Annotated in this window: 23 protein-coding genes; 2 read left to right on the top strand and 21 right to left on the bottom strand. The window is 45.3% G+C overall.

Annotation, left to right across the window (positions count from 1 at the left end):
• Positions 1-86: 86 nt before the first annotated feature.
• From ytpR to ADF75_RS06020, 3 genes are read right to left on the bottom strand one after another with little or no spacing between them, the layout of a single operon-like run.
• Positions 87-713, bottom strand: a complete 627-nt coding sequence (gene ytpR / locus ADF75_RS06030; protein WP_048717533.1) for a YtpR family tRNA-binding protein — start codon at positions 711-713, stop codon at positions 87-89.
• Positions 714-727: 14 nt separating this feature from the next.
• The gene (locus ADF75_RS06025; RefSeq protein WP_048789487.1) at positions 728-1,045 is read right to left on the bottom strand and encodes a thioredoxin family protein; all 318 of its coding nucleotides are present in this window, start codon (positions 1,043-1,045) and stop codon (positions 728-730) included.
• Complete coding sequence (locus ADF75_RS06020; RefSeq protein WP_048789486.1) at positions 1,042-1,332, bottom strand: DUF4651 domain-containing protein; 291 nt, start codon at positions 1,330-1,332, stop codon at positions 1,042-1,044. Before ADF75_RS06020 ends, ADF75_RS06025 begins: the two co-directional genes overlap by 4 nt.
• Positions 1,333-1,478: 146 nt before the next feature.
• Here ADF75_RS06020 and pepA point away from each other — a divergent pair, with 146 nt between their 5' ends.
• Together pepA and ADF75_RS06010 are read left to right on the top strand one after the other, a co-directional pair.
• Positions 1,479-2,543 carry a glutamyl aminopeptidase gene (gene pepA / locus ADF75_RS06015; protein WP_023027574.1) on the top strand — a complete coding sequence of 355 codons (1,065 nt, stop codon included), beginning with the start codon at positions 1,479-1,481 and terminating at the stop codon, positions 2,541-2,543.
• Between the two features lie 159 nt (positions 2,544-2,702).
• Positions 2,703-4,187: a DUF1846 domain-containing protein gene (locus ADF75_RS06010; protein WP_006595123.1), complete on the top strand. Its 1,485-nt coding sequence runs from the start codon at positions 2,703-2,705 to the stop codon at positions 4,185-4,187.
• Between the two features lie 109 nt (positions 4,188-4,296).
• On the opposite strand, the gene ADF75_RS10660 is transcribed toward ADF75_RS06010, so the two are convergent.
• The 18 genes from ADF75_RS10660 to rpoB all read right to left on the bottom strand — a co-directional run bounded on the left by ADF75_RS10660 (position 4,297) and on the right by rpoB (position 23,222).
• A complete protein-coding gene (locus tag ADF75_RS10660) occupies positions 4,297-4,452 on the bottom strand; it encodes a hypothetical protein (RefSeq protein ID WP_164555426.1) in 156 nt (51 codons plus the stop codon).
• Between the two features lie 87 nt (positions 4,453-4,539).
• The gene (gene folK / locus ADF75_RS06005; protein ID WP_048789506.1) at positions 4,540-5,364 is read right to left on the bottom strand and encodes a 2-amino-4-hydroxy-6-hydroxymethyldihydropteridine diphosphokinase; all 825 of its coding nucleotides are present in this window, start codon (positions 5,362-5,364) and stop codon (positions 4,540-4,542) included.
• A 26-nt stretch (positions 5,365-5,390) separates the two neighbouring features.
• The gene (gene folE, locus ADF75_RS06000; RefSeq protein WP_048717524.1) at positions 5,391-5,945 is read right to left on the bottom strand and encodes a GTP cyclohydrolase I FolE; all 555 of its coding nucleotides are present in this window, start codon (positions 5,943-5,945) and stop codon (positions 5,391-5,393) included.
• Position 5,946: 1 nt separating this feature from the next.
• Complete coding sequence (locus ADF75_RS05995) at positions 5,947-7,251, bottom strand: bifunctional folylpolyglutamate synthase/dihydrofolate synthase (protein ID WP_048789485.1); 1,305 nt, start codon at positions 7,249-7,251, stop codon at positions 5,947-5,949.
• A gap of 16 nt (positions 7,252-7,267) precedes the next feature.
• Positions 7,268-8,224, bottom strand: a complete 957-nt coding sequence (gene folP, locus ADF75_RS05990; protein WP_048789484.1) for a dihydropteroate synthase — start codon at positions 8,222-8,224, stop codon at positions 7,268-7,270.
• Positions 8,225-8,382: 158 nt separating this feature from the next.
• Positions 8,383-9,057, bottom strand: coding sequence for a CPBP family intramembrane glutamic endopeptidase (locus tag ADF75_RS05985; protein ID WP_239665209.1), 675 nt, complete (start codon positions 9,055-9,057; stop codon positions 8,383-8,385).
• Positions 9,058-9,208: 151 nt separating this feature from the next.
• The gene (locus ADF75_RS05980) at positions 9,209-10,405 is read right to left on the bottom strand and encodes an acetate kinase (RefSeq protein ID WP_048789482.1); all 1,197 of its coding nucleotides are present in this window, start codon (positions 10,403-10,405) and stop codon (positions 9,209-9,211) included.
• Positions 10,406-10,453: 48 nt separating this feature from the next.
• Positions 10,454-11,407 carry a class I SAM-dependent methyltransferase gene (locus tag ADF75_RS05975; RefSeq protein ID WP_048789481.1) on the bottom strand — a complete coding sequence of 318 codons (954 nt, stop codon included), beginning with the start codon at positions 11,405-11,407 and terminating at the stop codon, positions 10,454-10,456.
• Between the two features lie 31 nt (positions 11,408-11,438).
• On the bottom strand, positions 11,439-11,885 hold the full coding sequence (gene comGG, locus ADF75_RS05970) for a competence type IV pilus minor pilin ComGG (RefSeq protein WP_048789480.1): 447 nt from the start codon (positions 11,883-11,885) through the stop codon (positions 11,439-11,441).
• Positions 11,851-12,303 (bottom strand): competence type IV pilus minor pilin ComGF, encoded by a 453-nt coding sequence (gene comGF / locus ADF75_RS05965; RefSeq protein ID WP_048717662.1) that lies wholly within the window; start codon positions 12,301-12,303, stop codon positions 11,851-11,853. Before comGF ends, comGG begins: the two co-directional genes overlap by 35 nt.
• Positions 12,287-12,580: a competence type IV pilus minor pilin ComGE gene (gene comGE, locus ADF75_RS05960; RefSeq protein WP_048717510.1), complete on the bottom strand. Its 294-nt coding sequence runs from the start codon at positions 12,578-12,580 to the stop codon at positions 12,287-12,289. Before comGE ends, comGF begins: the two co-directional genes overlap by 17 nt.
• Positions 12,546-12,971: a competence type IV pilus minor pilin ComGD gene (gene comGD / locus ADF75_RS05955; RefSeq protein WP_048789479.1), complete on the bottom strand. Its 426-nt coding sequence runs from the start codon at positions 12,969-12,971 to the stop codon at positions 12,546-12,548. Before comGD ends, comGE begins: the two co-directional genes overlap by 35 nt.
• Positions 12,940-13,257 carry a competence type IV pilus major pilin ComGC gene (comGC, locus tag ADF75_RS05950; protein WP_023022076.1) on the bottom strand — a complete coding sequence of 106 codons (318 nt, stop codon included), beginning with the start codon at positions 13,255-13,257 and terminating at the stop codon, positions 12,940-12,942. Before comGC ends, comGD begins: the two co-directional genes overlap by 32 nt.
• Entirely contained in the window at positions 13,254-14,276 is a 1,023-nt protein-coding gene (gene comGB / locus ADF75_RS05945; RefSeq protein ID WP_048789478.1) for a competence type IV pilus assembly protein ComGB, read from the bottom strand. Before comGB ends, comGC begins: the two co-directional genes overlap by 4 nt.
• Positions 14,218-15,159, bottom strand: coding sequence for a competence type IV pilus ATPase ComGA (comGA, locus tag ADF75_RS05940; RefSeq protein ID WP_048789477.1), 942 nt, complete (start codon positions 15,157-15,159; stop codon positions 14,218-14,220). The genes comGB and comGA overlap by 59 nt, the downstream gene beginning before the upstream one ends.
• Positions 15,160-15,265: 106 nt before the next feature.
• Positions 15,266-15,643 carry a DUF1033 family protein gene (locus ADF75_RS05935; RefSeq protein ID WP_006595139.1) on the bottom strand — a complete coding sequence of 126 codons (378 nt, stop codon included), beginning with the start codon at positions 15,641-15,643 and terminating at the stop codon, positions 15,266-15,268.
• Between the two features lie 205 nt (positions 15,644-15,848).
• The gene (gene rpoC / locus ADF75_RS05930) at positions 15,849-19,502 is read right to left on the bottom strand and encodes a DNA-directed RNA polymerase subunit beta' (RefSeq protein ID WP_048789476.1); all 3,654 of its coding nucleotides are present in this window, start codon (positions 19,500-19,502) and stop codon (positions 15,849-15,851) included.
• Between the two features lie 150 nt (positions 19,503-19,652).
• Positions 19,653-23,222 (bottom strand): DNA-directed RNA polymerase subunit beta, encoded by a 3,570-nt coding sequence (gene rpoB / locus ADF75_RS05925; protein ID WP_048789475.1) that lies wholly within the window; start codon positions 23,220-23,222, stop codon positions 19,653-19,655.
• Positions 23,223-23,587: the final 365 nt, after the last annotated feature.

The raw sequence follows: 23,587 nt of genomic DNA, 5'->3' as shown, positions 1-23,587 counted from the left end.
ATCAGCTTTTACAGCCCTACTCAACTGTGCGGAGGTGGGACAACGAAATCGAATTCTAACGAATTATCGATTTCTGTCCCACTCTCTTATCCTTGCCAGTGACGGGCAGGGTCAAAGGGAGTTCCCACCTCTTCTGTATCTTGCAATTCGATAATCCCACGTTTTTGTGGAGCATTTGGCAAGTGCAATTCGCGTGGACTACACATCATGCCAAAGCTCTTTTCTCCACGAAGGGCTCCTGGGAAAATCAAGCTACCATCTGGCATCATAGCACCTGGAAGAGCCACAATCGTCTTGAGACCTTCACGCGCATTTGGAGCACCTGCTACGATTTGAACTGTCTTGTCTGGTCCGACAGCCACTTGGCAAATGTTGAGGTGGTCACTATCTGGATGAGCCACCATTTCCACGATTTGCCCCACGACAAACTTAGGCTCCTTGTCATTGACCAAGACCTCTGCAAATCCTTCAGCCTGCAATTCTTGATTGAGGCGTGCAACCTGCTCATCACTCAAGAAAATTTGCCCCTTACCTTCAAGGGCAAAGAAGGTCGAAGCCTCAAAAATATTCCAGGCTACGGTTTCTTGCTTGTCTTCACGGTAGACACGGGCTACTTTGCCTTTGCGCTCTACTGCTAACTTGGCATCCCCACTGTTTTTCAAGGTGAGCATCAAGACATCGCCGACTTGTTCTTTATTATAGGTTACAATCATTCTTTCTCTTTCTCCTACTTCAATCCTGCTAAAAATTCTGAAATCTGCGCCTTGGTTTTGCGATCACGATTGACGAAACGCCCCAGTTCCCGATCCTTGTCTAGGACCACCAAACTCGGAATGCCATAGATATCCCAAAGCTTAGCCAGGTCTAGATACTGGTCTCGGTCAACCAAAATGAAGGTAAATTCAGGGTTTTCCGCTTCAATCTCTGGCAAAAAGGGCTGGATATACCGACAATCGCCACACCAATCCGCTGAAAAGAAGAAAACCTTCTTTCCTTCTTGCTCGACATAGCTAGCTAATTCCTCTAAAGACTGTGGAATGATCATAGTTTTTCCTCTTCATAGTGAAGGAGGCCCTCTTCATAGACAAAGCGATAGTGGCGCTCATCCTCAAATACGAGCCCTCCTACCAGACGCTCTTCGTTTGATTCATAGAGTTCCACATAAAGGGTCGCAATCTTCCCCATATTCTCCATTTGCTCACGGACTTCTGCGACTAACTCTTCTTGCGTCCGCAGACGTTTTTGATCTTTGGCAATTTTATAGGCCCCAAGGGCAAGAGCACTTGCACTAGCTGCTGCAAGGCTGGATAAAATGATTTTTTTAGCTTTCATACCTCATATTGTAACACAAAATACAAGCTGGGACAACGAAGGAGAATAGTTCTCCCCATCATGACGATCTGCTTTCATTCCCGTCAACTGCCACTACCATCTCGACTAAAAAAGTGATAAAATAACAATCAGAAAGAAGGTAACTTATGACTGATTTATTTTCTAAAATCAAAGAAGTAACAGAACTTCCTGCCATCTCTGGCCACGAAGCGCCTGTTCGCGATTATCTACGCAAACAGATCACCCCACATGTGGATGAAGTGGTCACAGACGGCTTGGGAAGCATTTTTGGGGTACGCCACTCAGAAGCGGCTGATGCTCCTCGCATCATGGTCGCAGGCCATATGGATGAAGTTGGCTTTATGATCAGTGAGATCAAGGCAGACGGCACCTTCCGCGTGGTGGAAATCGGTGGTTGGAACCCTATGGTGGTCAGCAGCCAACGTTTCACCCTTTTGACACGCGATGGCCATTCCTACCCTGTCATTTCTGGATCTGTTCCCCCGCATTTGACACGTGGCGCAAACGGTCCTGCCCTTCCAGCAATCGGGGATATTGTCTTTGATGGTGGCTTTGCCAACAAAGAAGAAGCCGAGAGCTTTGGAATCCGTCCAGGCGACACCTTGGTCCCTGAAAGCACTGCAATCTTAACAGCCAATCAGAAAAACATCATCTCCAAAGCTTGGGACAACCGTTATGGGGTCTTGATGGTCAGCGAATTGGCACAAGCCCTCTCTGGACAAGCCCTAGCAAACGAACTCTATGTCGGAGCGACTGTCCAAGAAGAAGTCGGACTGCGCGGTGCAGGGACTTCTGTGACCAAGTTTGATCCAGAAATCTTCCTGGCTGTTGACTGTTCTCCAGCAGCAGATGTCTACGGAGGCCAAGGAGCTATCGGTGAGGGAACCCTCCTTCGCTTCTTTGATCCAGGTCACCTCATGTTGCCAAATATGAAGGACTTCCTCCTCACCACCGCTGAAGAAGCCGGCATCAAGTACCAATACTACTGTGGAAAAGGCGGAACGGATGCTGGAGTAGCCCACTTACGAAGTGGTGGTGTGCCATCTACTACCATCGGAGTCTGCGCACGCTACATCCACTCCCACCAAACCCTCTACGCTATGGATGACTTCCTTCAAGCCCAAGCCTTCCTTCAAGCCTTGGTCAAAAAATTGGATCGTTCAACCGTTGATTTAATTAAGAATTATTAATATTTTTCCAAAATAATTGTTTTAAACCCCCATTTTGGGGTTTTTTTGATATAATACTGAATGAATATTGCAACGGGTGTTCTTTTGCACTCCCCTTTCCCCTATGTGAAAGGCGGAGCACCGCTAAAGATCACCCTCGCTTCTTTATTGGAGGTTTAAATGAAGAAACAAGCTTTTAGTTCCGAAAAGTATTTGAATTTGCAACGCGATCACATCCTCGAGCGCATCAACCAATTTGATGGCAAGCTCTACCTAGAGTTTGGAGGAAAAATGTTGGAAGATTTCCACGCAGCTCGTGTCCTTCCTGGTTATGAACCAGATAACAAAATTAAGCTTCTCCAAGAACTTCGTGACCAAGTGGAGATTGTGATTGCTATTAATGCCAATAACATTGAGCATTCAAAAGCGCGTGGTGACCTAGGAATCTCTTATGACCAAGAGGTCTTCCGCTTGATTGATAAATTCAACGAATTGGGCATCTATGTTGGCTCTGTCGTCATCACTCAGTATGCTGGTCAACCAGCTGCAGACCTTTTCCGCAAACAGTTGGAAAAGAACGGTATCGCCTCTTACCTCCACTACCCAATCAAGGGCTACCCAACGGATATGGATCACATCATTTCTCCTGAGGGAATGGGGAAAAACGACTACATTCAAACTAGCCGTAATCTCGTTGTCGTGACAGCTCCTGGTCCTGGTTCTGGTAAATTGGCGACTTGTATGTCCAACATGTACCATGACCAATTAAATGGCATCAAATCTGGTTATGCTAAATTTGAAACTTTCCCAGTTTGGAACTTACCTTTGCATCACCCAGTGAATTTGGCCTATGAAGCTGCTACTGCAGACCTTGACGATGTCAATATGATTGACCCATTCCACCTCCAAACCTATGGCGAAACAACGGTCAACTACAACCGGGATATTGAAATCTTCCCTGTCTTGAAGCGGATGTTGGAACGCATCCTCGGAGAATCTCCTTACGCTTCCCCAACAGATATGGGTGTGAACATGGTCGGCTTTGCCATCGTGGACAATGACGCAGCGATTGAAGCCTCTAAGCAAGAAATTATCCGCCGTTACTACCAAACCATTCTGGATGTGAAAGCAGAGCGTGTCGGAAACGGAGCTATTAAGAAAATTGAACTCTTGATGAATGACTTAGGCATTTCACCAAAAGACCGCCAAGTCACCGTCCTTGCCCGTCAAAAAGAGGAAGAAACCGGTGAACCTGCCTTGGCCCTGGAATTGCCGAACGGAGAAACCGTGACAGGTAAGACTTCTGACTTATTTGGTCCAACGGCAGCTGTTCTCATCAACGCCATCAAGAAATTGGCCCATATTGATAAAGAAACCAAGTTGATTGAGCCAGAATATGTGAAACCAATCCAAGGCTTGAAGATCAACCACTTGGGCAGTCGCAACCCTCGCCTCCACTCAAATGAAATCCTCATCGCCCTCGCCATTACCGCCATGAACCATCCAGAGGCAAATCTTGCCATGCAAGAATTGGGTCGATTGAAAGGGAGCGAAGCCCATTCAACAGTCATGTTGACAGACGAAGATAAGAACGTTCTTCGCAAACTGGGCATTCATGTGACCATGGATCCAGTTTACCAATACGATCGCTTGTACCGCAAATAAAGAAAAGCAAGGCTAGACCGTTGGTCCTAGCTCCATATACAAAAAATCCCCTGAGTGCCTGAACCAGTTGGCACCCAGGGGATTTTTCATAGTTTAATTGAATGGAAAATTACCTCTCCTTAAAAAGATAGAGGCCCACAATCAGTATCGGGACAAGGAGAAGGGGATACACTTCTTTTGGCAGTAAGTCCGTTTCCAAACTCAACCAAAGGAAAAAAACAGCCAAGACAATCGCGATCAACCATTTTACAAGATAAGATTTCATGACGCCCTCCTGCTCCTAATCTATTTACGCATAGTATACTCCTGCTCAATTAACCTGTCAAGGTAAAAAAAGTAGTCGACCATTGGATCAACTACCTTTTGTTTCTTTCACAGCCTCCCACAGTTGTCGGATCTGTTTTCTTTGGACAGGATCCACAAAGTAAGGAGCAATTTCATTTAAGGATTCTAGGACAAATGCCCGTTCTGCCACATACGGATGAGGGAGAATCAAATCTGGACTATAGAGGATCAAATCCTCCATATAAAGGAGATCCAAATCGATGACCCGTGGTCCCCATTTGATCTCACGGACCCGACCCATTTCTAGCTCGATTCCTAGCAAGGTCTCAATCAAGTCTTGGGGCGTAAACCAAGTTTCGACCTCTACGACTTGGTTGAGAAAGCTATCTTGCTCGACCCCTCCCCAAGGTGCTGTCTCAATCTGAGAAGAGGTTTGGAGAATCGTAAGCCCCTTTTCTTCTAGTCTAGATACAGCCGTCGCCAACTGTTGTCCCTTATCCCCCATATTGGTTCCCAGACCAATAAAGGCTCGTCTTTTTTCTCGTTCAATCGTGACCGAGCAGGTATCCAAAGGTAGAGGAACTGGCGCCCAAGGTTTTTTCAGCTCAAGTCGAACCTTTTTGACAAAGTCATAGGTTGCAAAAATCTTCTCCACAAGCTGAAAAGCTACTGTCTCAATCAAATCAATTTTCTCAGCTTGAACCCAATTTGTCAGTTGCTCTGCTAAGATTCCATAATGGATTGAAGCCGTCAAATCGCCCGTCCGAGCAGCCCGGGTCATCTCATAATCGACACAGACATCCAAGACAAAGCGTTGCCCCAATTCCTTTTCAGCGGAAAACACACCATGATAGGCATAAATTTCCAAATCTTTAATCCGTAATTGATCCACCATCATCACCTCAGTTTATCTAGGGATTAGTGTCCCATCAGTTTATAGGCTTCGTTTTTCAAGTCTTTATCTGTCTCGAACAAGCCACGCGCTGCTGTCGTTACAGTAGCTGTCCCTGGTTTGCGCACCCCACGCATGTTCATACACATGTGCTCTGCTTCCACCCAAACAAGGGCTCCCTGCGCTCCCAGATACTCCATCAAGGCATCCGCGATTTCCACTGTCAAGCGCTCCTGGATTTGAGGCTTTTTGGCGTACACTTCCACCGTCCGAGCTAGCTTAGAAAGGCCCGCTACGCGCCCATTTGGGATATAGGCAATGTGGACCTTGCCATAGAAGGGCAAGAAATGGTGTTCACACATCGAGTGGAAGAAGATATCCTTTTCCACCACCATATTGTTGTCCACAATCTCAAAAGATTTTGATAGGTGGACTTCCGCAGTTTGGTTGAGACCTGCAAAAATCTCTTGGTACATCTTGGCAATGCGTTCTGGTGTTTCTTGCAAGCCCTCACGGCTTCCGTCTTCACCGACGGCGTCGATAATCATCTTCACGGCTTCTTGAATTTTCTTTGTATCCATGTCATCTCCTACTGATTTCTTCGATTAGAAAGGCTCTCACCTGAGCCAAAAAGTACAAGGATCCCGTCACTAAGAGGAGATCAGATTGTTGCGATTCTCTTTCTAGATATTGGGTTAAAAACACCTTCCATTCTTGATAAGGCAGGCCTTTTTGATGGGCTATTTCCTGCATGTCTCTCACGGAATAGGCGCGTGAATCCTCAAAGGTCGTCAAGGTTAATTGACTCTTTTTCAATCCGCTCCACAGTTCCAGCATCTCCTCAATCGCCTTGGTCTGGATACAGGTAAACAAGACTTGTTTGTCCAACTGTCCATACCGTTCTTTCATGGTGGCTACAAGAGGGGCTACTGCATGCGGATTATGGGCGCCATCTAGAATGATGAGAGGCTGGTTAGAAATAACCTCTAGGCGTCCCGGCCACTGGACCCCTTCCCAAGCTTGGAGGATTTCTTCTCGACTTAAGAAAGAGAGCCCCTTTTCTTGACAGAAGGTATCGCAGAGAGCCAGGGCCAGCCCGGCATTGTCGACTTGATGAAGTCCCAAGAGCCCTGTTTTTAGTTGCATTTCTTCCCGATACTGGCTCTGATAGCCAAAGACTTCCCCATCAGCCAAAGACGCTTGGTAGCTAACTAAAAAGTCCTGACCTAACAGCTCTACTGGTGCCGATAAGCGGTTCGCCCGCTGCACAATGACTTCTTGGGCTTCCAGTTCCATCCGGCCTAACAAGACCGGAATCTTTTCCTTGATGATTCCCGCCTTCTCTCGAGCAATGGAGGCCAAATCTGGCCCTAAGAGAGCCACATGGTCCAGACCAATCGTCGTGATGGCTGTCAAAATAGGCTGACAAACATTGGTACTATCGAGACGCCCCCCCATGCCCACTTCCAAAATGACCACATCTGGCTTTTCTACTGCAAAATAATCAAAAGCCAGGACGGTCATCAACTCGAACTCGGTCAAGCCCAGCAAGGTCTGATCAGAACTATTGTTTGCAAGTAAGTCCTGATAGAGGGACAGATAAGTCTCTAAATCCTGATCTGAGATAGGAAGACCATTGATACTGATTTGCTCATGAAAGGAAACTAGATAGGGGGATGAGAAAACACCAACCCGCAACCCTTTTGCCTCTAGTAAAGACCGTAAATGGGCTAGGGTCGATCCTTTTCCATTGGTCCCAGCTAGATGGATTACAGGACAGGCTAAGTGTGGGTTTCCCCTCAAGGCCAGCAGGGCTTCCATTCGCTCCAAGCCAAAATGAGGCTCGGAAGAACGATAAGTGGCTAACCAACTGAGATCTACTGTCATATCTCTTCTCTTTTCTTTAGCGATATTGTTTCAAATGAAGGTCCTGCGCTTGATCGGCTTGGTAGACCGCACTACCGATAGCTACCGCCATCTTATGAAGAGGGATATCATGCACACGCACAATTTCTACCCCTTGGCTGGCAGCTACACTCGTCAAATGACTAGAGGCCAAATCCTGATTATAGAATCCTTCTTTCGTTTCAGGGGCAGTCTCAAATCCCTCTTCCTCCAGAATATTGACCACAAAGCGCTTCCGAGAGACTCCTAAAAAGATTGGATACCCCTTAGCATGAATGCTTTTTAAGTCCTGCAAGAGTTGGAGGTTTTCCCGTTTGGTCAAGCCAAAACCGATACCAGGATCTAAGAAGAGTTGATCCGGACTCAATCCTGCTTCCTCTGCCCGCTCAAGGCTCTTAGCAAAGAAGGTCCACATGCAGTCTTGGATAGAGAGACCTTCAAACTGCGACAACTCCTCCGATGAAAAGGCCGGCTCAAAGCCAAAGGTTGGAAAAATGACGGAACTTGGATGATGAGGACGAGCCATGACTGGATTAAACATAAGAATGACTCCAGCCTGAGCTTCTGCAATCACTCTCGCCATTTGCGGATCTCCCAGCAAGCCTGTGATATCATTGACCAAGTCTGCACCAGCTGCTAGGGCTGCACGAGCGACCTCTGACTTCCAAGTATCAACCGAAATCAAGATATCACTCTCTGCTCGAATTGCTTCAATGACGGGCACGACTCGCTGAATTTCTTCCTGAATTTCCACAAAATGACTCCCTGGACGTGTGGACTCCCCACCAATATCCAGTATGCTTGCTCCTTCTGCTATTAACTTTCGAGCTTGCTCGAGAGCTCCTTCTACCGTTTGGTAACGTCCACCATCTGAAAAGGAGTCGGGGGTGACATTGAGGATGCCACATAGAAGAGTCCGATCCTTGCCTAGTTGTCTCCATTCACTCTTTGACATATCTTCCTTCATCTTTCTAAGAAAAGCCAACCAAGCATAGAAAAGAGGTTAGAATCTTTCCAACCTCCGAGTTTGTCTCTATCTGCGCCTAGATGCTTCTTTGGTAGCTTACCAAAGCTTCTGAATAAAACCCATTGGTCCTATCATTCTACCATATTTTAAGCGGGAAGAAAAGAAACCAGGATAGTTATCAGAAAGGCAAAAGCATTCATGGTAAAGTGCAATAAAATCGAATATTCTACTCGTTTGTAGCGGTAGGCAACCCAAGTCAAGATGAGAGACATACCTCCATAGATGACCCAGGAACCAAGATTACTCGGTGTGTGTAAATAGGCAAATACAAGAGCCCCAACCAAATAACCAATTTTTTCGTGCCCCTTAAAGATCAAGCGGGGAATCACAGCTCGACAAATAATTTCTTCTCCTAAAGGCGCCACTACGACAATGAGCAAACCCATTGCCAGCTGAGGAGCCAAGGAAGAAAGCCCCTGAATTGTTTCCTGATTGGCTGTAGTGGTCTCTCCTATATTCCGAAGCACTGTAGCCCCCACAATATTATTTGCAAGTAGAAGCAAAAAATAAAGGAAATTTCGCCCAATATCTCTGCCTTTGATTCGTGAAAAATCTAGTGAATCAAGTGGACTCCATTTCATAAACCACCAAAGCAAATAAACGAGGAGCATGGTAACCCCAAGGACTAGACTATTGATCGTCCAATTTGACCAAGCATTTTTAATCCCCAAGATCAAAGCGATCATGGGTAGTTGGGTTGCTAACAATAACGGTATTCCAATTAGTAACCACAGACCATTTGAAACCCATTTTTTCTCCATCCAATTTTCCATTATTTTACCTCGATTGTCAAACTATTTTTCTAGTATAGCATAGATGAGCTACTGGGGCAAGCCCAAGTAGTAGTCGCACAATAGAAAAAAGAGACGCTTCAAATCAGCCTCTTCTCTCTTGTTTTTTTAGAATAAAGTCTTACCCCTTATTTTTAAAGCGTTCAACATCACGGGCAATGACTAATTCTTCGTCCGTTGGGATGACCAAAACTCTCACTTTAGCATCCGCTGTTGAAATATCTCCTTCTGCACCAAAGACATTCTTTTCTGGATCAAGCTCACAACCAAACCAAGTCATCCCGTTAATGACTTGTTCACGGATTGTTTTAGAATTTTCCCCGATACCAGCTGTGAAGATGATAGCATCTGCTCCATTCAAGACAGCAAAGTATTGACCGATGTATTTCTTAATACGATCGACAAAAATGTCGTTGGCCAAAAGTGCCTTGTCATTTCCATTGCGCATGGCTTCGTGAATATCACGCATATCGCTAGAAAGTTCAGACACCCCTAGTAGACCAGATTCACGATTCAAGATACGACTGATATCTTCTGGACTGTTGAAGTCCTCTGTGTGCTCCATCAAGTAAGGAATAATAGCAGGGTCAATATCCCCTGTACGTGTTCCCATCATGATTCCACCAAGTGGTGTGAAGCCCATAGACGTATCGACAGAAATTCCTTTGTCTACCGCTGTAATAGAAGCCCCATTCCCAATGTGGCAGGTGATTAATTTCAACTCTTCGATTGGTTTTCCAAGTAGCTTAGCAGCTTCGTGGGCTACATACTCATGGCTAGTCCCGTGAGCCCCATATTTACGAACCTGGTTTTCTGTATAGTACTTAGTTGGAAGAGGATAACGATAGGCTTTTTCAGGCATTGTTGTATGGAAAGAGGTATCAAATACAACAACACTGGTAATATCTGGTAACAATTCTTTAAAGGCACGGATCCCAGCAGCGTTGGCAGGATTGTGCAATGGAGCCAACAAAGAAAGTTCCTCAACCTTTTGAATGACTTCTTCATCTACAAGAGCAGACTCTTTGAAGTACTCACCACCTGCTACGACACGGTGTCCTACTCCAGTGATTTCATCGTAGGAAGCAATAATATTAAAACGAATCAAATCATCGAGAAGGATTTTAACCGCTTGTGTGTGGTTCTCAATATCTAAAACCTGTTTTTCTGCTCGACCATCGAATTTTACTGTCGAAATGGAATCTTTAAGTCCAATTCTCTCGATGAGCCCTTTTGCCAAAACTGTTTCTTCTGGCATTTGGTATAATTGCCATTTCAAACTTGAACTACCTGCATTAATTGCAATTGTTTTCGTCATTTTTTTACCTCTTTAAGCGTTTTCACTCCTATTATAGCAAAATTTTGTTTAAATTTCACTTTCTTTATTCCAGTTTTGAAAACTTTCACGGAATTTCATGAGGTCTTCCTGGTCTTGCAAATCAGTCAAAGGATAGACAAACGGTTGGACCACCGCTTCTTCTTGCTTGCGTAAAACAAAGATGGTTTTTGCTAGATTGGCTGATCGAAAGAGGTTCTCTGGCAAGGTCACCATGGCCAAGACCTGAGCATGATCATGCATCCATTTTTTCAGCAGAGGACTCTGCTCGCTTGTCAAAAGATCATTCGGAGCTAGAAAAATAGCAACGCCACCTGGTTTTAAATATTTTAGCGATTGTTCAATCAATAAATGATGGGCGTAAGTGTGGCCCTGAGGGGAAGCGACCTGGTAACGACTCGCAATGGCATCATCTGGATAATAACCGACAGGTAAATCGCTGATAATCACATCACTCTCTTTCAAAACTTGTGGACGAACGGCATCACCTTGGGCAAAATTCACATCCGACTTCATCACTTCTGCCATACTAGCCGCAAGGTCAATCAAAAGATCATCCATTTCCAAGCCCAAATAATCTAAGGAACGCTGACAGTTGTTCATCAAGGTTTGGGCCAAGTTCCCTGTTCCGCTCCCCATTTCTAGCACATCTACTTGATCGGAACTAGCCAACTGATCCACTAGAAAGACCAGAAGAAATCCAATCCCATCTGGCGTAAATTGGTGATTGGCTTGTAGGGGCTCTGTTTGGGCTGCCTTCATCAAAAGATACTGGAAGGAGCGACGCCACTCTTCCTTGTTTAAGTTCAAGTCCTTCAGCCGCTGGTTGTTTTCCTTCACTAGAGTCAACTCTGTTTGCCCATCCAGATAGATGGCATTCTGCTCCACTAGAGCATCATAAAAGTTGGTCTGCAAATCATTTTGGATAGTTTGGGTATTCTCTAATAGGTAGCCGTAGGCTTTCTCAATTTTTTCGAAATTCATGCTTTCCTCCATCTCTTAATCATATCAAATTTTAAGAGTTTTCGCTATGCTTTTCGACGACCTGAGACTTCTCTTCCTCTGTTATGGTCGAGTGGCCTGTAGCCGAATCTGGAGCCTGCTTCTCCTTTTCCTTTTTGTCGGTTTTTTTCTTTTCCCGAGGAGGTAGAGAAAAGGTGAAATGGTAGCTTTCCCCATCTTGTAAGTGACTCGTTACGTTGGCAAAGCCTGATTTTTCTTCCAAATCGACTCGGCCAGTTGAGAAGGTTATGGTTTTTTCTTCCCGATCCCAAGTATCAATCGCCAATTGAGCTTGTGCATAAGCCTGGATCCGGTGCTGACTAGCAAGGAGAATCCGTCTCTCTGCCACTTGTCTGTTCAGGTAAAACTGAAGCAAGAGACTAAAAACCGCCGATATAAAAAGGGCATAAAGAAGGATCCCGGCCTCAATCTGCTTCTTTTTTATCCTTTTCCACCACACGGTAGACCACCTCCCTTTCTAACCCTTCTTCAAAGCGCAGTTGAATAGACACCAGATCTCCTCTTTTTTCAATCCAGGCGGATTCAACTCCATCTATCATCGGTTGATAGCCACGGCCAGTCGCATCTGTCTTTCGGATATCTCCCCCCTTAGCCAGTCCAATGGCTATGGGTTTTTGATCCTGAACAAGATAGAGTTTGTTGTCTCTGACCTCTTCAAATTGGCTACGAGACAATTCAATATCCAGCTGGTCCTGAAAGAGTAACCATTCCTCTTGCTTGATGTGACTTTGGTACTGGAGTTCTTGACGCAAGAGGCTTGTCAATCCTTGAAACACCAATAAACCACCGCTGATGACGAGCAGGGCAACCAAGGCCTCCAATAAAGTAAAGGCTGGCAGTTTAGTTCTTTTCAACAGCAATCACAACCTTTCCTTCATGATAGACCTTTAAGGACTTGGCAGACCTCTCCACCTGGACACTGACCTGATTGATGTTCAATTGATCTTGCCTTGTCTGGATCGCCATTTTTGCGACGCGCAAAACTTCTCCTTGTCTCAACTCTTCTAAACGCTGCTGTCGCGAGTCCCCTAGCTCTCCCAGCACAAGGGTCGTGAGGACACCAAACATCGCTAGGGCGATTAGGCCTTCTAACAAGAGACTAGCGGGGAGCCGTCGATTTTTTAATTTTTCCATTCCCAATTGCCAACTGATAGGTCACCACCTCTTTCTCTGTCTGAAATTGAATCTTGGTCAAGCTTGAATTGCCTCCTGCTGGATCAAAGGTCAGTTGCTTCTCTCTGACCACTTCCACCCTTTTTGGAAGCGGTAATTCTTGATAGGGACTATGAACCCCGCCGTGGTCGATGGAAAGGAGAGCTCTCTCCTCTTTTGCAATACTCATCTTTTGTGTCTCCTGATAGACCCGTTCAAATTCCGAGAAAAACAATGTTTCTTCCACCTGCCCAAAGGCTTGATGGACTGACCCAGCTAGCAGCCAACATAGAAGACTGACGATACCTAGAGTTAGTAAGCTCTCTAGAAGGGTGAAAGCTTTAATCTGCAACCGCACGGTGATCACCTGCATTCTTCACATAGTGAGCACGGTAGGCTTCTGCTTGTTTTTGAGTGATTTGTCCTTCTGCGACAAGCTTAGAAAGACTAGCTTTTTCATTCTGATGATTAAGTTCATAGAGCTCAGCCTGGCTCTCCACGACTTTGACGACTGCTCGATTTCCTGTATCTGTTACCGAATCTTTCTGCTTGGTCAAGTTCGGAACAAAGAGCAAGAGAAGAACGCTGATAATAAGCAAAACAACTAACATTTCAATCAGAGTAAAAGCTTTTACCTTGAGTGTACGCAATGATTTCATAAAGGAACCTCCAAATTTTCATAAATAGGCAGCAACATGGCTGCATAGAGCAAAACAATCATAAGAGCAACAAAGACAAAGACCAGTGGTTGGACGACATTCATGGCCTTGTTCAAACGATGGAAAAAGCCTGCCCAGGTCTTGTCTGCATAGATTTCCAACTCACTACCGAGCTTGGACTTGGCCTCCCCATATTCAATCATGAGGGCCAGCTCTCGTTTAAAGAAAGGATAAGTCTGAATATGGTCAGAAAAAGACCTGCCACGAGCCAATGCCCGTTCTAAATCCTGTCCAATCTCTCGAAAGAGACGAGAACATTGCCCCTGCATCACAGGAAAAATTTGATTCAGCTCCAACCCTTGGGCAATCATACTTCCCCATTCTCGAGCATAAAAAGCTGTCAGATAATCCTGTAGGAAGGGGCGAAGAAAAGGAAGTCTAGCCAAAGATGAAACCAGGGCCAGCCGCTTGGCACGACGGCCTAGGAAAAGGAGCATCAAAACTCCAATCGTCAACACCACACTCCCTAACAAAACATACTGGGGAAAAACACTAATCAGTCGTGTCGCCCCATTTTGACTCTCCAACTGAGGCAAGAGATAATTTTTCAGCCCCAGCATAATCAAGATCAAAAATCCCAACAAGAGCACGGGATAGGTCGCCACCTCAACTAGTTTCTTTCGAACCTGGGTCAGATTTTCCAAGTAGCTACGGATTTTTTCCAAACTTAAGGTGATATTTCCATGCTGCTCCGCCAATGCCAATTGAGTCGTTACCTGATCGGAGAAACTTAGATCAGAAAGGATGGCTGACAGGGGCTTTCCGTTGGCCAGTCCGACCTGCATCCTCTCGACAAAATTGGCTTCTACCAATTGACTGCGCCGAAGAAAGTCGATGACCTCTGATAGATGAAAGCCACTACTGTAGAGATTGTGAAAGAGCTCAATGACATGTTCTTGCTTAGCAATCGATAATTTTTTCGGCTTGCGCCTGATCCAGCTCAATATGTCCCGCTTCATAAAGCGCGTCCATTTGCTGGTTCCACTTTTGACTGGAGTGGTTTTGGTAATCTTGGATGGCAAAGTCAGTGACACCTCCTCCCTTTATCAAACGCTGGTAACATATCCCTTGAAGGACAATCCGTAACTCCTCCTCACTCACCCCCAACTCCAATAGGCGTTCATAAACCCCAGGAATGCTCTTGGCATGGATGGTGGAAAAGACTGTCACACCTGTCAGACTAGCCCGAATAACTGCGCGAGCTGTCTCCGTGTCACGGATTTCTCCGATGAGGAGGAGATCTGGGCGATGACGCAAAGACAGTTTAATCAAGCTATCATAGGTCATACCAATCGCTTCATTGAGTTGCAGTTGCAGCATCTCTTCCTGCTTAATTTCTACGGGATCTTCAATTGACATGACTTGTTGCCCTGAAAATTTCTTCTTGGCCAGGGCATGCATCAGTGTCGTCTTCCCCGATCCGACTGGACCTGCAAATAAGTAGAGCCCCCGCTTACTCACCTTCTCTTCTAGCTCTTGAAGTTGGTCGAACCAGAAACGGAGCTCCCGGTCCTCATTGTGGAGCAGGCGAATGACCAAACTCTCATATCCCCTATAGTCTCCCACAGTAGACAAACGTAAGGACAAGACCTTATCCCCTAGAGAATAGTCACAGGAGCCCAATTGACTCCGGCGCCTTTCCCCCACATTCATCCCTGCCATAAACTTAAAATGGCTGACGACCGCTACCATTTGTTCTTGTGAATAGGTCTCGATAAAGCATCGCTCATCCCCAACCCTTAAAAAGAGCTGATAGTCTGACGATCGAGGAACAAAATAAATATCCTGAGCTTCGGCATTCGATGCCATTCGAATTATGGATTGTGCAATTTCTTGAACCATATTTCCTCCTTTCACTATATAATTCGCAAATAATTTGCCAACTAACGCTGAATTTAGAAAAAAGAGCAAAAAAAAAGAAACTCAACTGCATATTGAATTTCTCTTCCTATAGATTATTGCTCTCGTAGTCTAGCTTACAAGAGCGATGAGCCGTGTGGGCATTCTCTTTTTCGTAGCCTGGACGGCGCTTGCTTCTCGGTATCTTCTGATCGTTTTCTAGCAAGGCGACTGAATGATATTGTTGCACGTATTCCGCACATTCTTCACACCAGCGCTGATCCTCAGGATCCCAAAAAATCGTCATTAAATCACTTCTACTTTTAAATAATGGAGATTGCTCTCTTAAAAGTAACCATTGGCGTTTGTAGTATTTTAGGGCTTCATAATAGTCATCAAAACTCTGACTAGTGACAATGTCCTTCTCCCAATCTTCTAAAAACCACCAGGGTTCGTAATCCCCATACATTTCAATTACTTGATACATATTTCTCTCCGTCCTTTGTATCCAATATTATATATAAAATCCTTTGATAATAAAAGAATTCTGCTTATGAAAGAAAAATACAGTGAATTTTCCGAACGTTTTCTCCATTTTCTTTCAAAATATACCCCGACGAAGGAAAGCTAGGCTATTTTTTGACACAAACAAAAAGAAGCCCTACTGATAATCAGTAAAGCTTCTTTTGGGATTAATTTTCTTCCACTACAGTTGATTCAACCATTTCAGTTACTTCTTCTGTGACTGGAACTTCTTCGATAATTTCGACTTCATTGACTGCTTGTGGTTCCAAGTTACGGTAGCGAGCCATACCTGTACCTGCAGGAATAATCTTACCAATGATAACATTTTCCTTAAGTCCAAGGAGATGGTCTTTCTTACCACGAATCGCTGCATCAGTGAGGACACGAGTTGTTTCCTGGAAGGAAGCCGCTGACAAGAAACTATTGGTTTCAAGAGAGGCTTTGGTGATTCCCATAAGGACAGGACGAGCCGTCGCAGGAACCCCACCAGAAATAACCACATCACGGTTGGCATCTGTAAAGTCTGTGATATCCATGAGAGTACCCATGAGAAGGTCTGTATCTCCTGGATCCATAACGCGAACCTTACGGATCATTTGACGCACCATTACCTCGATGTGTTTGTCGCCGATTTCTACCCCTTGGCTACGGTATACTTTTTGTACTTCCGCAAGGAGGTAAGTTTCAACTGACAAGACATCACGAACGGCAAGGAGACGTTTTGGTTGGATAGATCCTTCTGTAAGAGCCGCACCACGAGAGACTTGATCTCCCACTTCGACTTTCATGCGGGCTGTGTAAGGGACAACGTATTCTCCCTCTCCAGTCGCACCACGAACAAAGACTTTCTTGGTCCGTGTAGAAGCATCTTCTTCAATAGCTGTGACTTCCCCTTTGACCTCAGTGATGACCGCTTCCCCTTTCGGATTGCGGGCTTCAAAGATTTCTTGGACACGAGGAAGACCTTGCGTGATATCAGTATTTGAGGCAACCCCACCCGTGTGGAAGGTACGCATTGTAAGCTGTGTACCAGGTTCCCCGATAGATTGGGCAGCGATTGTACCAACTGCTTCACCAACTTCAACCGCATCACCAGTCGCCAAGTTGATACCATAACAGTGACGGCAGACACCATGACGAGTGTTACATGTGAAGACAGAACGGATGGTCACTGCTTCAACACCTGCATTGACGATGTCACGAGCGATATCTTCTGTAATCAAGGTATCTGGACCAACGATGACTTCTCCTGTTTCAGGATGTTTAACAGTTTTCTTGGTATAACGACCTGTCAAACGCTCTTCCAATGGTTCAATCATTTCTTTACCATCTGTAATAGAGGTAATCAGAAGTCCACGGTCAGTTCCACAGTCATCTTCACGAATGATCACGTCTTGGGCAACGTCAACCAAACGACGAGTCAAGTAACCTGAGTCGGCTGTCTTGAGGGCCGTATCGGTCATCCCTTTACGCGCACCGTGAGTAGAGAAGAACATTTCGAGTACTGACAAACCTTCGCGGAAGTTTGAAAGGATCGGCAATTCCATGATCCGTCCGTTTGGAGCGGCCATCAAACCACGCATACCGGCAAGTTGTGAGAAGTTTGAGATGTTACCACGGGCTCCAGAATCCATCATCATAACGATTGGGTTCTTCGGATCTTGGTTATCAATCAGACGTTTTTCCAATTTCTCACGGGCTGCACGCCATTCAGCTGTAACCGCATTGTAGCGCTCATCATCTGTAATCATCCCTTTACGGAACTGTTTGGTGATTTGTTCTACACGTTTGTGAGATTCTTCAATGATTTCAGCCTTGTCTTCAACAACTGGAATATCGGCAATCCCCACTGTCAAACCAGCAAGGGTTGAGTGGTGGTAACCTAAGTCTTTCAAACGGTCCAAGAAAGCAGATGTTTCTGTTGTACGGAAGCGTTTGAAGATTTCCGCGATGATATTTCCAAGGTTTTTCTTCTTGAATGGAACGTTTAATTCCAATTTCTCAATCGCCGCTTTGACATCTTGACCAGGCTCCAAGAAATACTTAGCTGGAACGCCTTCTGTCAAGTTGGCATTGTTTGGCTCTTGGAGATATGGAAGTTCTGCAGGCATGATATCGTTAAAGAGAATCTTACCAACAGTTGTCAAGAGAATCTTGTGTTGTTGCGCTTCTGTCCATGGCTTGTTCAAGCTATCGGTCGCAATTCCGACGCGAGTATGCAAGTGAACATAGCCATTGCGAAGGGCCATAACCGCTTCATCACGGTCTTTGAAGACCATGCCTTCACCTTCACGACCAGCTTCTTCCATAGTGAGGTAGTAGTTCCCCAAAACCATATCCTGAGATGGGGTAACGACTGGTTTACCATCTTTAGGGTTCAAGATATGCTCAGCAGCCAGCATCAAGATACGAGCTTCTGCTTGGGCTTCTTCTGAAAGCGGTACGTGGATGGCCATTTGGTCACCGTCAAAGTCGGCATTGTAGGCTTCACAGACAAGTGGGTGCAAGCGAAGGGCTTTCCCGTCAATCAAGACAGGTTCAAAGGCTTGGATACCCAAACGGTGAAGGGTCGGTGCGCGGTTCAAAAGTACTGGGTGTTCTTTGATAACTTCTTCCAAGATATCCCAGATACGTTCATCTCCACGTTCGACCAAGCGTTTAGCGGCTTTTACGTTTTGCACGATGTCACGCGCAACGATTTCACGCATCACGAATGGTTTAAAGAGCTCGATGGCCATTTCACGTGGCACACCACATTGGTACATCTTAAGAGTTGGACCAACGGCGATAACGGAACGTCCTGAGAAGTCCACCCGTTTACCGAGCAAGTTTTGACGGAAGCGTCCTTGTTTCCCTTTGAGCATGTGGCTCAATGATTTCAGTGGACGGCTACCTGGTCCTGTGATTGGACGACCACGACGACCGTTGTCGATCAAAGCATCAACGGCTTCTTGGAGCATCCGTTTTTCGTTTTGCACGATGATACCAGGGGCATTCAACTCAAGCAAACGTGCCAAACGGTTGTTCCGGTTGATCACACGACGGTAAAGGTCGTTCAAGTCAGATGCGGCAAAACGGCCACCATCCAATTGGACCATCGGACGAAGATCTGGTGGAATAACTGGAAGGATGTTGAGAACCATCCATTCTGGCTTGTTGCCAGATTTGTAGAAGGCATCTAAGACATCCAAACGGCGAACAGCCTTCACACGTTTTTGACCAGTTGCAGTCTTCAATTCTTCTTTCAAGACAGCAATTTCAGCTTCCAAATCCACTTGTTTCAAGAGGTCTTGGATCGCTTCTGCCCCCATCTTAGCGACAAAGGAACCTGGTCCGTATTCACGCAAGCGTTCACGGTATTCACGTTCTGTCATGATGGACTTGTGCTCAAGCGGTGTATCTTTTGGATCGATCACCACATAAGCTGCGAAGTAGATGACTTCTTCAAGGGCACGAGGACTCATGTCCAAGGTCAACCCCATACGAGAAGGGATGCCTTTGAAGTACCAGATGTGTGATACAGGCGCTTTCAATTCGATGTGTCCCATGCGTTCACGACGAACCTTGGCACGTGTTACTTCCACACCACAGCGGTCACAAACGATCCCTTTGTAACGGATCCGTTTGTATTTTCCACACGCACATTCCCAGTCTTTTGTCGGTCCAAAGATGACTTCATCAAAGAGACCTTCACGTTCTGGTTTCAATGTACGGTAGTTGATTGTTTCAGGTTTCTTGACCTCTCCATAAGACCATGAACGGACCTTGCTTGGAGAAGCTAGGGTGATTTGCATACTTTTAAAACGATTTACATCAACCACTATTTCTTACCTTTCTTTATGTTCATTATCGATTGTATGTTCTTCTGCTTTTTGGCGAAGGAGAGAAGGAATTTTCTTCACTCCTTCAAGCCTAAAGCTTGGGATAGAGAACCTTCTCAGGTTTTCCATCCTCTTGAACTACATATTAAATTATTCTTCTTTCCCTTCAGCTTCAAAAGCCGCGCGAGCTTCCTTAGCTGCTTTTTCACGTGCTTTTTCTAGATCATCTACGTGGATGACATCGTCGTCTTCCCCTTCGTCAAGATCGCGAAGTTCGACTTCTTTGTCATCTTCATCTAGGACACGCATATCCAATCCAAGTGATTGCAATTCTTTCACGAGTACTCGGAAGGACTCTGGTACACCTGGTTTTGGAATTGGTTTTCCTTTGGTAATCGCTTCATAAGCTTTCAAACGTCCGTTGACATCGTCTGACTTGTAGGTCAAGATTTCTTGAAGGACATTAGACGCACCATAAGCCTCAAGGGCCCAAACTTCCATTTCCCCGAAACGTTGTCCACCAAACTGAGCTTTACCTCCGAGTGGTTGTTGGGTAACCATTGAGTATGGTCCGACAGAACGAGCGTGGAGTTTATCATCAACCATGTGGTGAAGCTTGATCATGTACATGACACCGACAGAGACACGGTTATCAAATGGCTCACCTGTACGACCATCATAAAGAATGGTCTTGGCATCGCTATCCATACCTGCTTCACGAACAGTATCCCAGAGGTCTTCTGAGCTTGCTCCGTCAAAGACTGGTGTTGCGATGTGGATGCCCAAGTTACGAGCTGCCATACCAAGGTGAAGTTCCATAACCTGACCGATATTCATACGTGATGGCACCCCAAGTGGGTTCAACATGATATCAACCGGTGTACCATCTGGAAGGTAAGGCATGTCTTCAACAGGAACAATACGGGATACAACCCCTTTGTTTCCGTGACGACCAGCCATCTTATCTCCGACGCGGATCTTGCGTTTTTGTGCGATGTAAACACGAACCAACATGTTCACACCCGATTGCAATTCATCTCCGTTTGCACGCGTAAAGATCTTGACATCGCGAACAACACCATCTCCACCGTGAGGTACACGAAGAGAAGTATCACGCACTTCACGAGATTTATCTCCAAAAATAGCGTGGAGGAGACGTTCTTCAGCAGAAAGGTCTTTTTCACCCTTCGGTGTCACCTTACCAACTAAGATGTCGCCTTCTTTTACTTCCGCACCGATACGGATAATACCCATTTCGTCAAGGTTTCTGAGAGCATCTTCCCCAACGTTTGGAATTTCACGAGTGATTTCTTCAGGGCCTAACTTAGTGTCGCGCGTTTCTGATTCGAATTCTTCCAAGTGAACAGATGTGTAGACATCTTCTTTCACCAAGCGTTCGCTCATGATAACGGCATCCTCAAAGTTGTAACCTTCCCATGTCATGTATGCGACGATTGGGTTTTGACCAAGGGCCATTTCCCCTTTTTCCATCGATGGACCGTCTGCGATAAAGTCTCCTTTTTCAACAACGTCACCAACTTTTACAAGAGTACGTTGGTTGTATGCAGTACCTGAGTTTGAACGACGGAATTTTTGGATGTGGTAGACATCAAGAGATCCATCTTTACGACGAACTTCTACCTTATCCGCATCTGCATAGCTAACTTTACCATCATGTTGCGCAATGACTGCAGCTCCTGAGTCATGAGCTGCTTGATATTCCATACCAGTACCCACGTAAGGCGCTTTTGGATCGATCAATGGCACAGCCTGACGTTGCATGTTGGCACCCATGAGGGCACGGTTGGAGTCATCGTTTTCCAAGAACGGAATACATGCTGTCGCAACGGCAACTACTTGTTTTGGAGATACATCCATGTAGTCGACTTGATCAGATGGGAACTCTTGGTTGTTACCACGGTGACGTCCCATAACGATTGGCTCAGCAAAACCACCTTTTTCGTTCAACTTAGAGTTGGACTGGGCTACGATGTACTCATCTTCTTCATCAGCTGTCAACCAAACGATTTCGTTAGTGACCACACCTTTTTCACGGTCTACTTTACGGTATGGCGTTTGGATGAATCCATACTTGTTCAAGTGTCCGTAGGATGACAAGTTGTTAATCAAACCGATGTTTGGTCCTTCAGGTGTTTCGATTGGACACATACGTCCATAGTGAGTGTAGTGCACGTCACGGACTTCGTATCCAGCACGGTCACGTGTCAAACCACCAGGCCCTAAAGCTGATAAACGACGTTTGTGAGACAACTCAGAAAGTGGATTGTGTTGGTCCATGAACTGGGACAATTGTGAAGAACCAAAGAATTCTTTGATCGCTGCAGTCACTGGACGAATGTTGATAATTTGTTGTGGTGTTAATACTTCATTATCTTGAACAGACATGCGTTCACGAACATTACGTTCCATCCGTGAAAGTCCAAGACGCACTTGGTTGGCAAGTAATTCACCAACCGCACGGATCCGGCGGTTTCCAAGGTGGTCGATATCATCCACGCGGCCAAGACCTTCAGCCAAGTTAAGGAAGTAGCTCATTTCAGCAAGGATATCGGCTGGAGTGATGGTACGAACCTTATCATCTGGATTAGCATTGCCGATGATAGTGACAACGCGATCTGGATCTGTTGGTGCCACAACCTTGAATTTTTGAAGAACGACTGGTTCTGTCAATACTGCTGAATCATTTGGAGTATAGACAATCTTGTTCAGATCACCATCCAAATGTTCTGAGATGCTGTCGATGACATCGCGTGTCATCACGGTACCAGCTTCTACAAGGATTTCTCCTGTTTCGGCATCTACCAATGGTTCTGCGATCGTTTGGTTCAACAAACGGTTCTTGATATTGAGTTTCTTGTTGATCTTGTAGCGACCAACTGGGGCCAAGTCATAACGACGTGGGTCAAAGAAACGGGCTACCAACAAGCTACGTGAGCTTTCCGCTGTTTTTGGCTCACCTGGACGAAGACGCTCATAAATTTCTTTAAGAGCTTCATCTGTACGAGAATCCATTGGATTTTTGTGGATATCTTTTTCAACAGTGTTGCGAACTAATTCACTATCCCCAAAGATATCAAAAATCTCGTCATCCCCAGAGAAACCAAGGGCACGAACTAAGGTCGTAAATGGAATCTTACGCGTACGGTCGATACGAGTATAAGCAATATCTTTTGAGTCTGTTTCAAGCTCTAGCCAAGCTCCACGGTTCGGAATAACCGTTGATCCATAGCCAACCTTACCGTTCTTGTCCACCTTATCATTGAAGTAGACACCTGGTGAACGGACGAGCTGAGATACGATGATCCGCTCTCCACCATTGATGATGAAGGTTCCCATCTCAGTCATGATTGGGAAATCACCAAAGAAGACTTCTTGAGTTTTGATTTCGCCTGTTTCCTTGTTAACCAAGCGGAAGGTTACAAAGATTGGGGCAGAATAGCTCGCATCATGGATACGTGCTTCTTCCAAGGTATACTTTGGTTCTCTGATTTCATAGCCGACGAATTCCAACTCCATTGTGTCTGTGAAGTTCGAAATTGGCAATACATCTTCGAAAACTTCTTTCAAACCATGATCCAGAAAATCTTTAAATGAATCCGTTTGGATTTCAATCAAATTTGGTAAATCAAGAACTTCTTTGATTCTTGAAAAACTACGACGGGTCCGATGTTTCCCGTATTGAACGTCATGTCCTGCCAAAGTTTTAACTCCTTTTCTATACTAGGATACCAGCTAGGGGAAGGCCCTCTCTGAAAATCCGGTTTCTAGATCGCTTCTGACCACATCAGAATAGTTCTGATCCAGTCGAAACGATGTTATGAAGGGGGTGTGATCTACATCACGTGAGAAGAAATCTCCTCCGTATCATTCATCCTTTTTGGAATTTTTAGAAAGATTAAGTTTGTATGACAAATCTGTTTGTTTCTAAAAATAGGCACAAAAAGAGCAGCTAAATCGACTTTTATAAAGTTTGATTTAACTGCTGTAAGCTTCTATTTGGACAATATTTCAAATAAAGCACACGACAAATTACTTGTCCTTATTATATCGTATTTTCACAAAAA

Origin of the sequence: Streptococcus sp. 1171_SSPC, from assembly GCF_001069335.1 — a bacterium.
GTDB classification, from domain to species: Bacteria; Bacillota; Bacilli; order Lactobacillales; family Streptococcaceae; genus Streptococcus; species Streptococcus xiaochunlingii.
The sequence above is the reverse complement of the archived record's forward strand: the minus strand, read 5'-3'. Positions and strand labels throughout refer to the sequence as shown.

Coding starts and splice junctions, on each gene's coding strand:
- ytpR (WP_048717533.1), bottom strand. CDS start 713: ATGATTGTAACCTATAATAAAGAACAAGTCGGCGATGTCTTGATGCTC.
- ADF75_RS06025 (WP_048789487.1), bottom strand. CDS start 1,045: ATGATCATTCCACAGTCTTTAGAGGAATTAGCTAGCTATGTCGAGCAA.
- ADF75_RS06020 (WP_048789486.1), bottom strand. CDS start 1,332: ATGAAAGCTAAAAAAATCATTTTATCCAGCCTTGCAGCAGCTAGTGCA.
- pepA (WP_023027574.1), top strand. CDS start 1,479: ATGACTGATTTATTTTCTAAAATCAAAGAAGTAACAGAACTTCCTGCC.
- ADF75_RS06010 (WP_006595123.1), top strand. CDS start 2,703: ATGAAGAAACAAGCTTTTAGTTCCGAAAAGTATTTGAATTTGCAACGC.
- ADF75_RS10660 (WP_164555426.1), bottom strand. CDS start 4,452: ATGAAATCTTATCTTGTAAAATGGTTGATCGCGATTGTCTTGGCTGTT.
- folE (WP_048717524.1), bottom strand. CDS start 5,945: ATGGATACAAAGAAAATTCAAGAAGCCGTGAAGATGATTATCGACGCC.
- ADF75_RS05995 (WP_048789485.1), bottom strand. CDS start 7,251: ATGACAGTAGATCTCAGTTGGTTAGCCACTTATCGTTCTTCCGAGCCT.
- folP (WP_048789484.1), bottom strand. CDS start 8,224: ATGTCAAAGAGTGAATGGAGACAACTAGGCAAGGATCGGACTCTTCTA.
- ADF75_RS05985 (WP_239665209.1), bottom strand. CDS start 9,057: ATGGAGAAAAAATGGGTTTCAAATGGTCTGTGGTTACTAATTGGAATA.
- ADF75_RS05980 (WP_048789482.1), bottom strand. CDS start 10,405: ATGACGAAAACAATTGCAATTAATGCAGGTAGTTCAAGTTTGAAATGG.
- ADF75_RS05975 (WP_048789481.1), bottom strand. CDS start 11,407: ATGAATTTCGAAAAAATTGAGAAAGCCTACGGCTACCTATTAGAGAAT.
- comGE (WP_048717510.1), bottom strand. CDS start 12,580: ATGGAAAAATTAAAAAATCGACGGCTCCCCGCTAGTCTCTTGTTAGAA.
- comGD (WP_048789479.1), bottom strand. CDS start 12,971: ATGCAGGTGATCACCGTGCGGTTGCAGATTAAAGCTTTCACCCTTCTA.
- comGC (WP_023022076.1), bottom strand. CDS start 13,257: ATGAAATCATTGCGTACACTCAAGGTAAAAGCTTTTACTCTGATTGAA.
- comGB (WP_048789478.1), bottom strand. CDS start 14,276: ATGAAGCGGGACATATTGAGCTGGATCAGGCGCAAGCCGAAAAAATTA.
- comGA (WP_048789477.1), bottom strand. CDS start 15,159: ATGGTTCAAGAAATTGCACAATCCATAATTCGAATGGCATCGAATGCC.
- ADF75_RS05935 (WP_006595139.1), bottom strand. CDS start 15,643: ATGTATCAAGTAATTGAAATGTATGGGGATTACGAACCCTGGTGGTTT.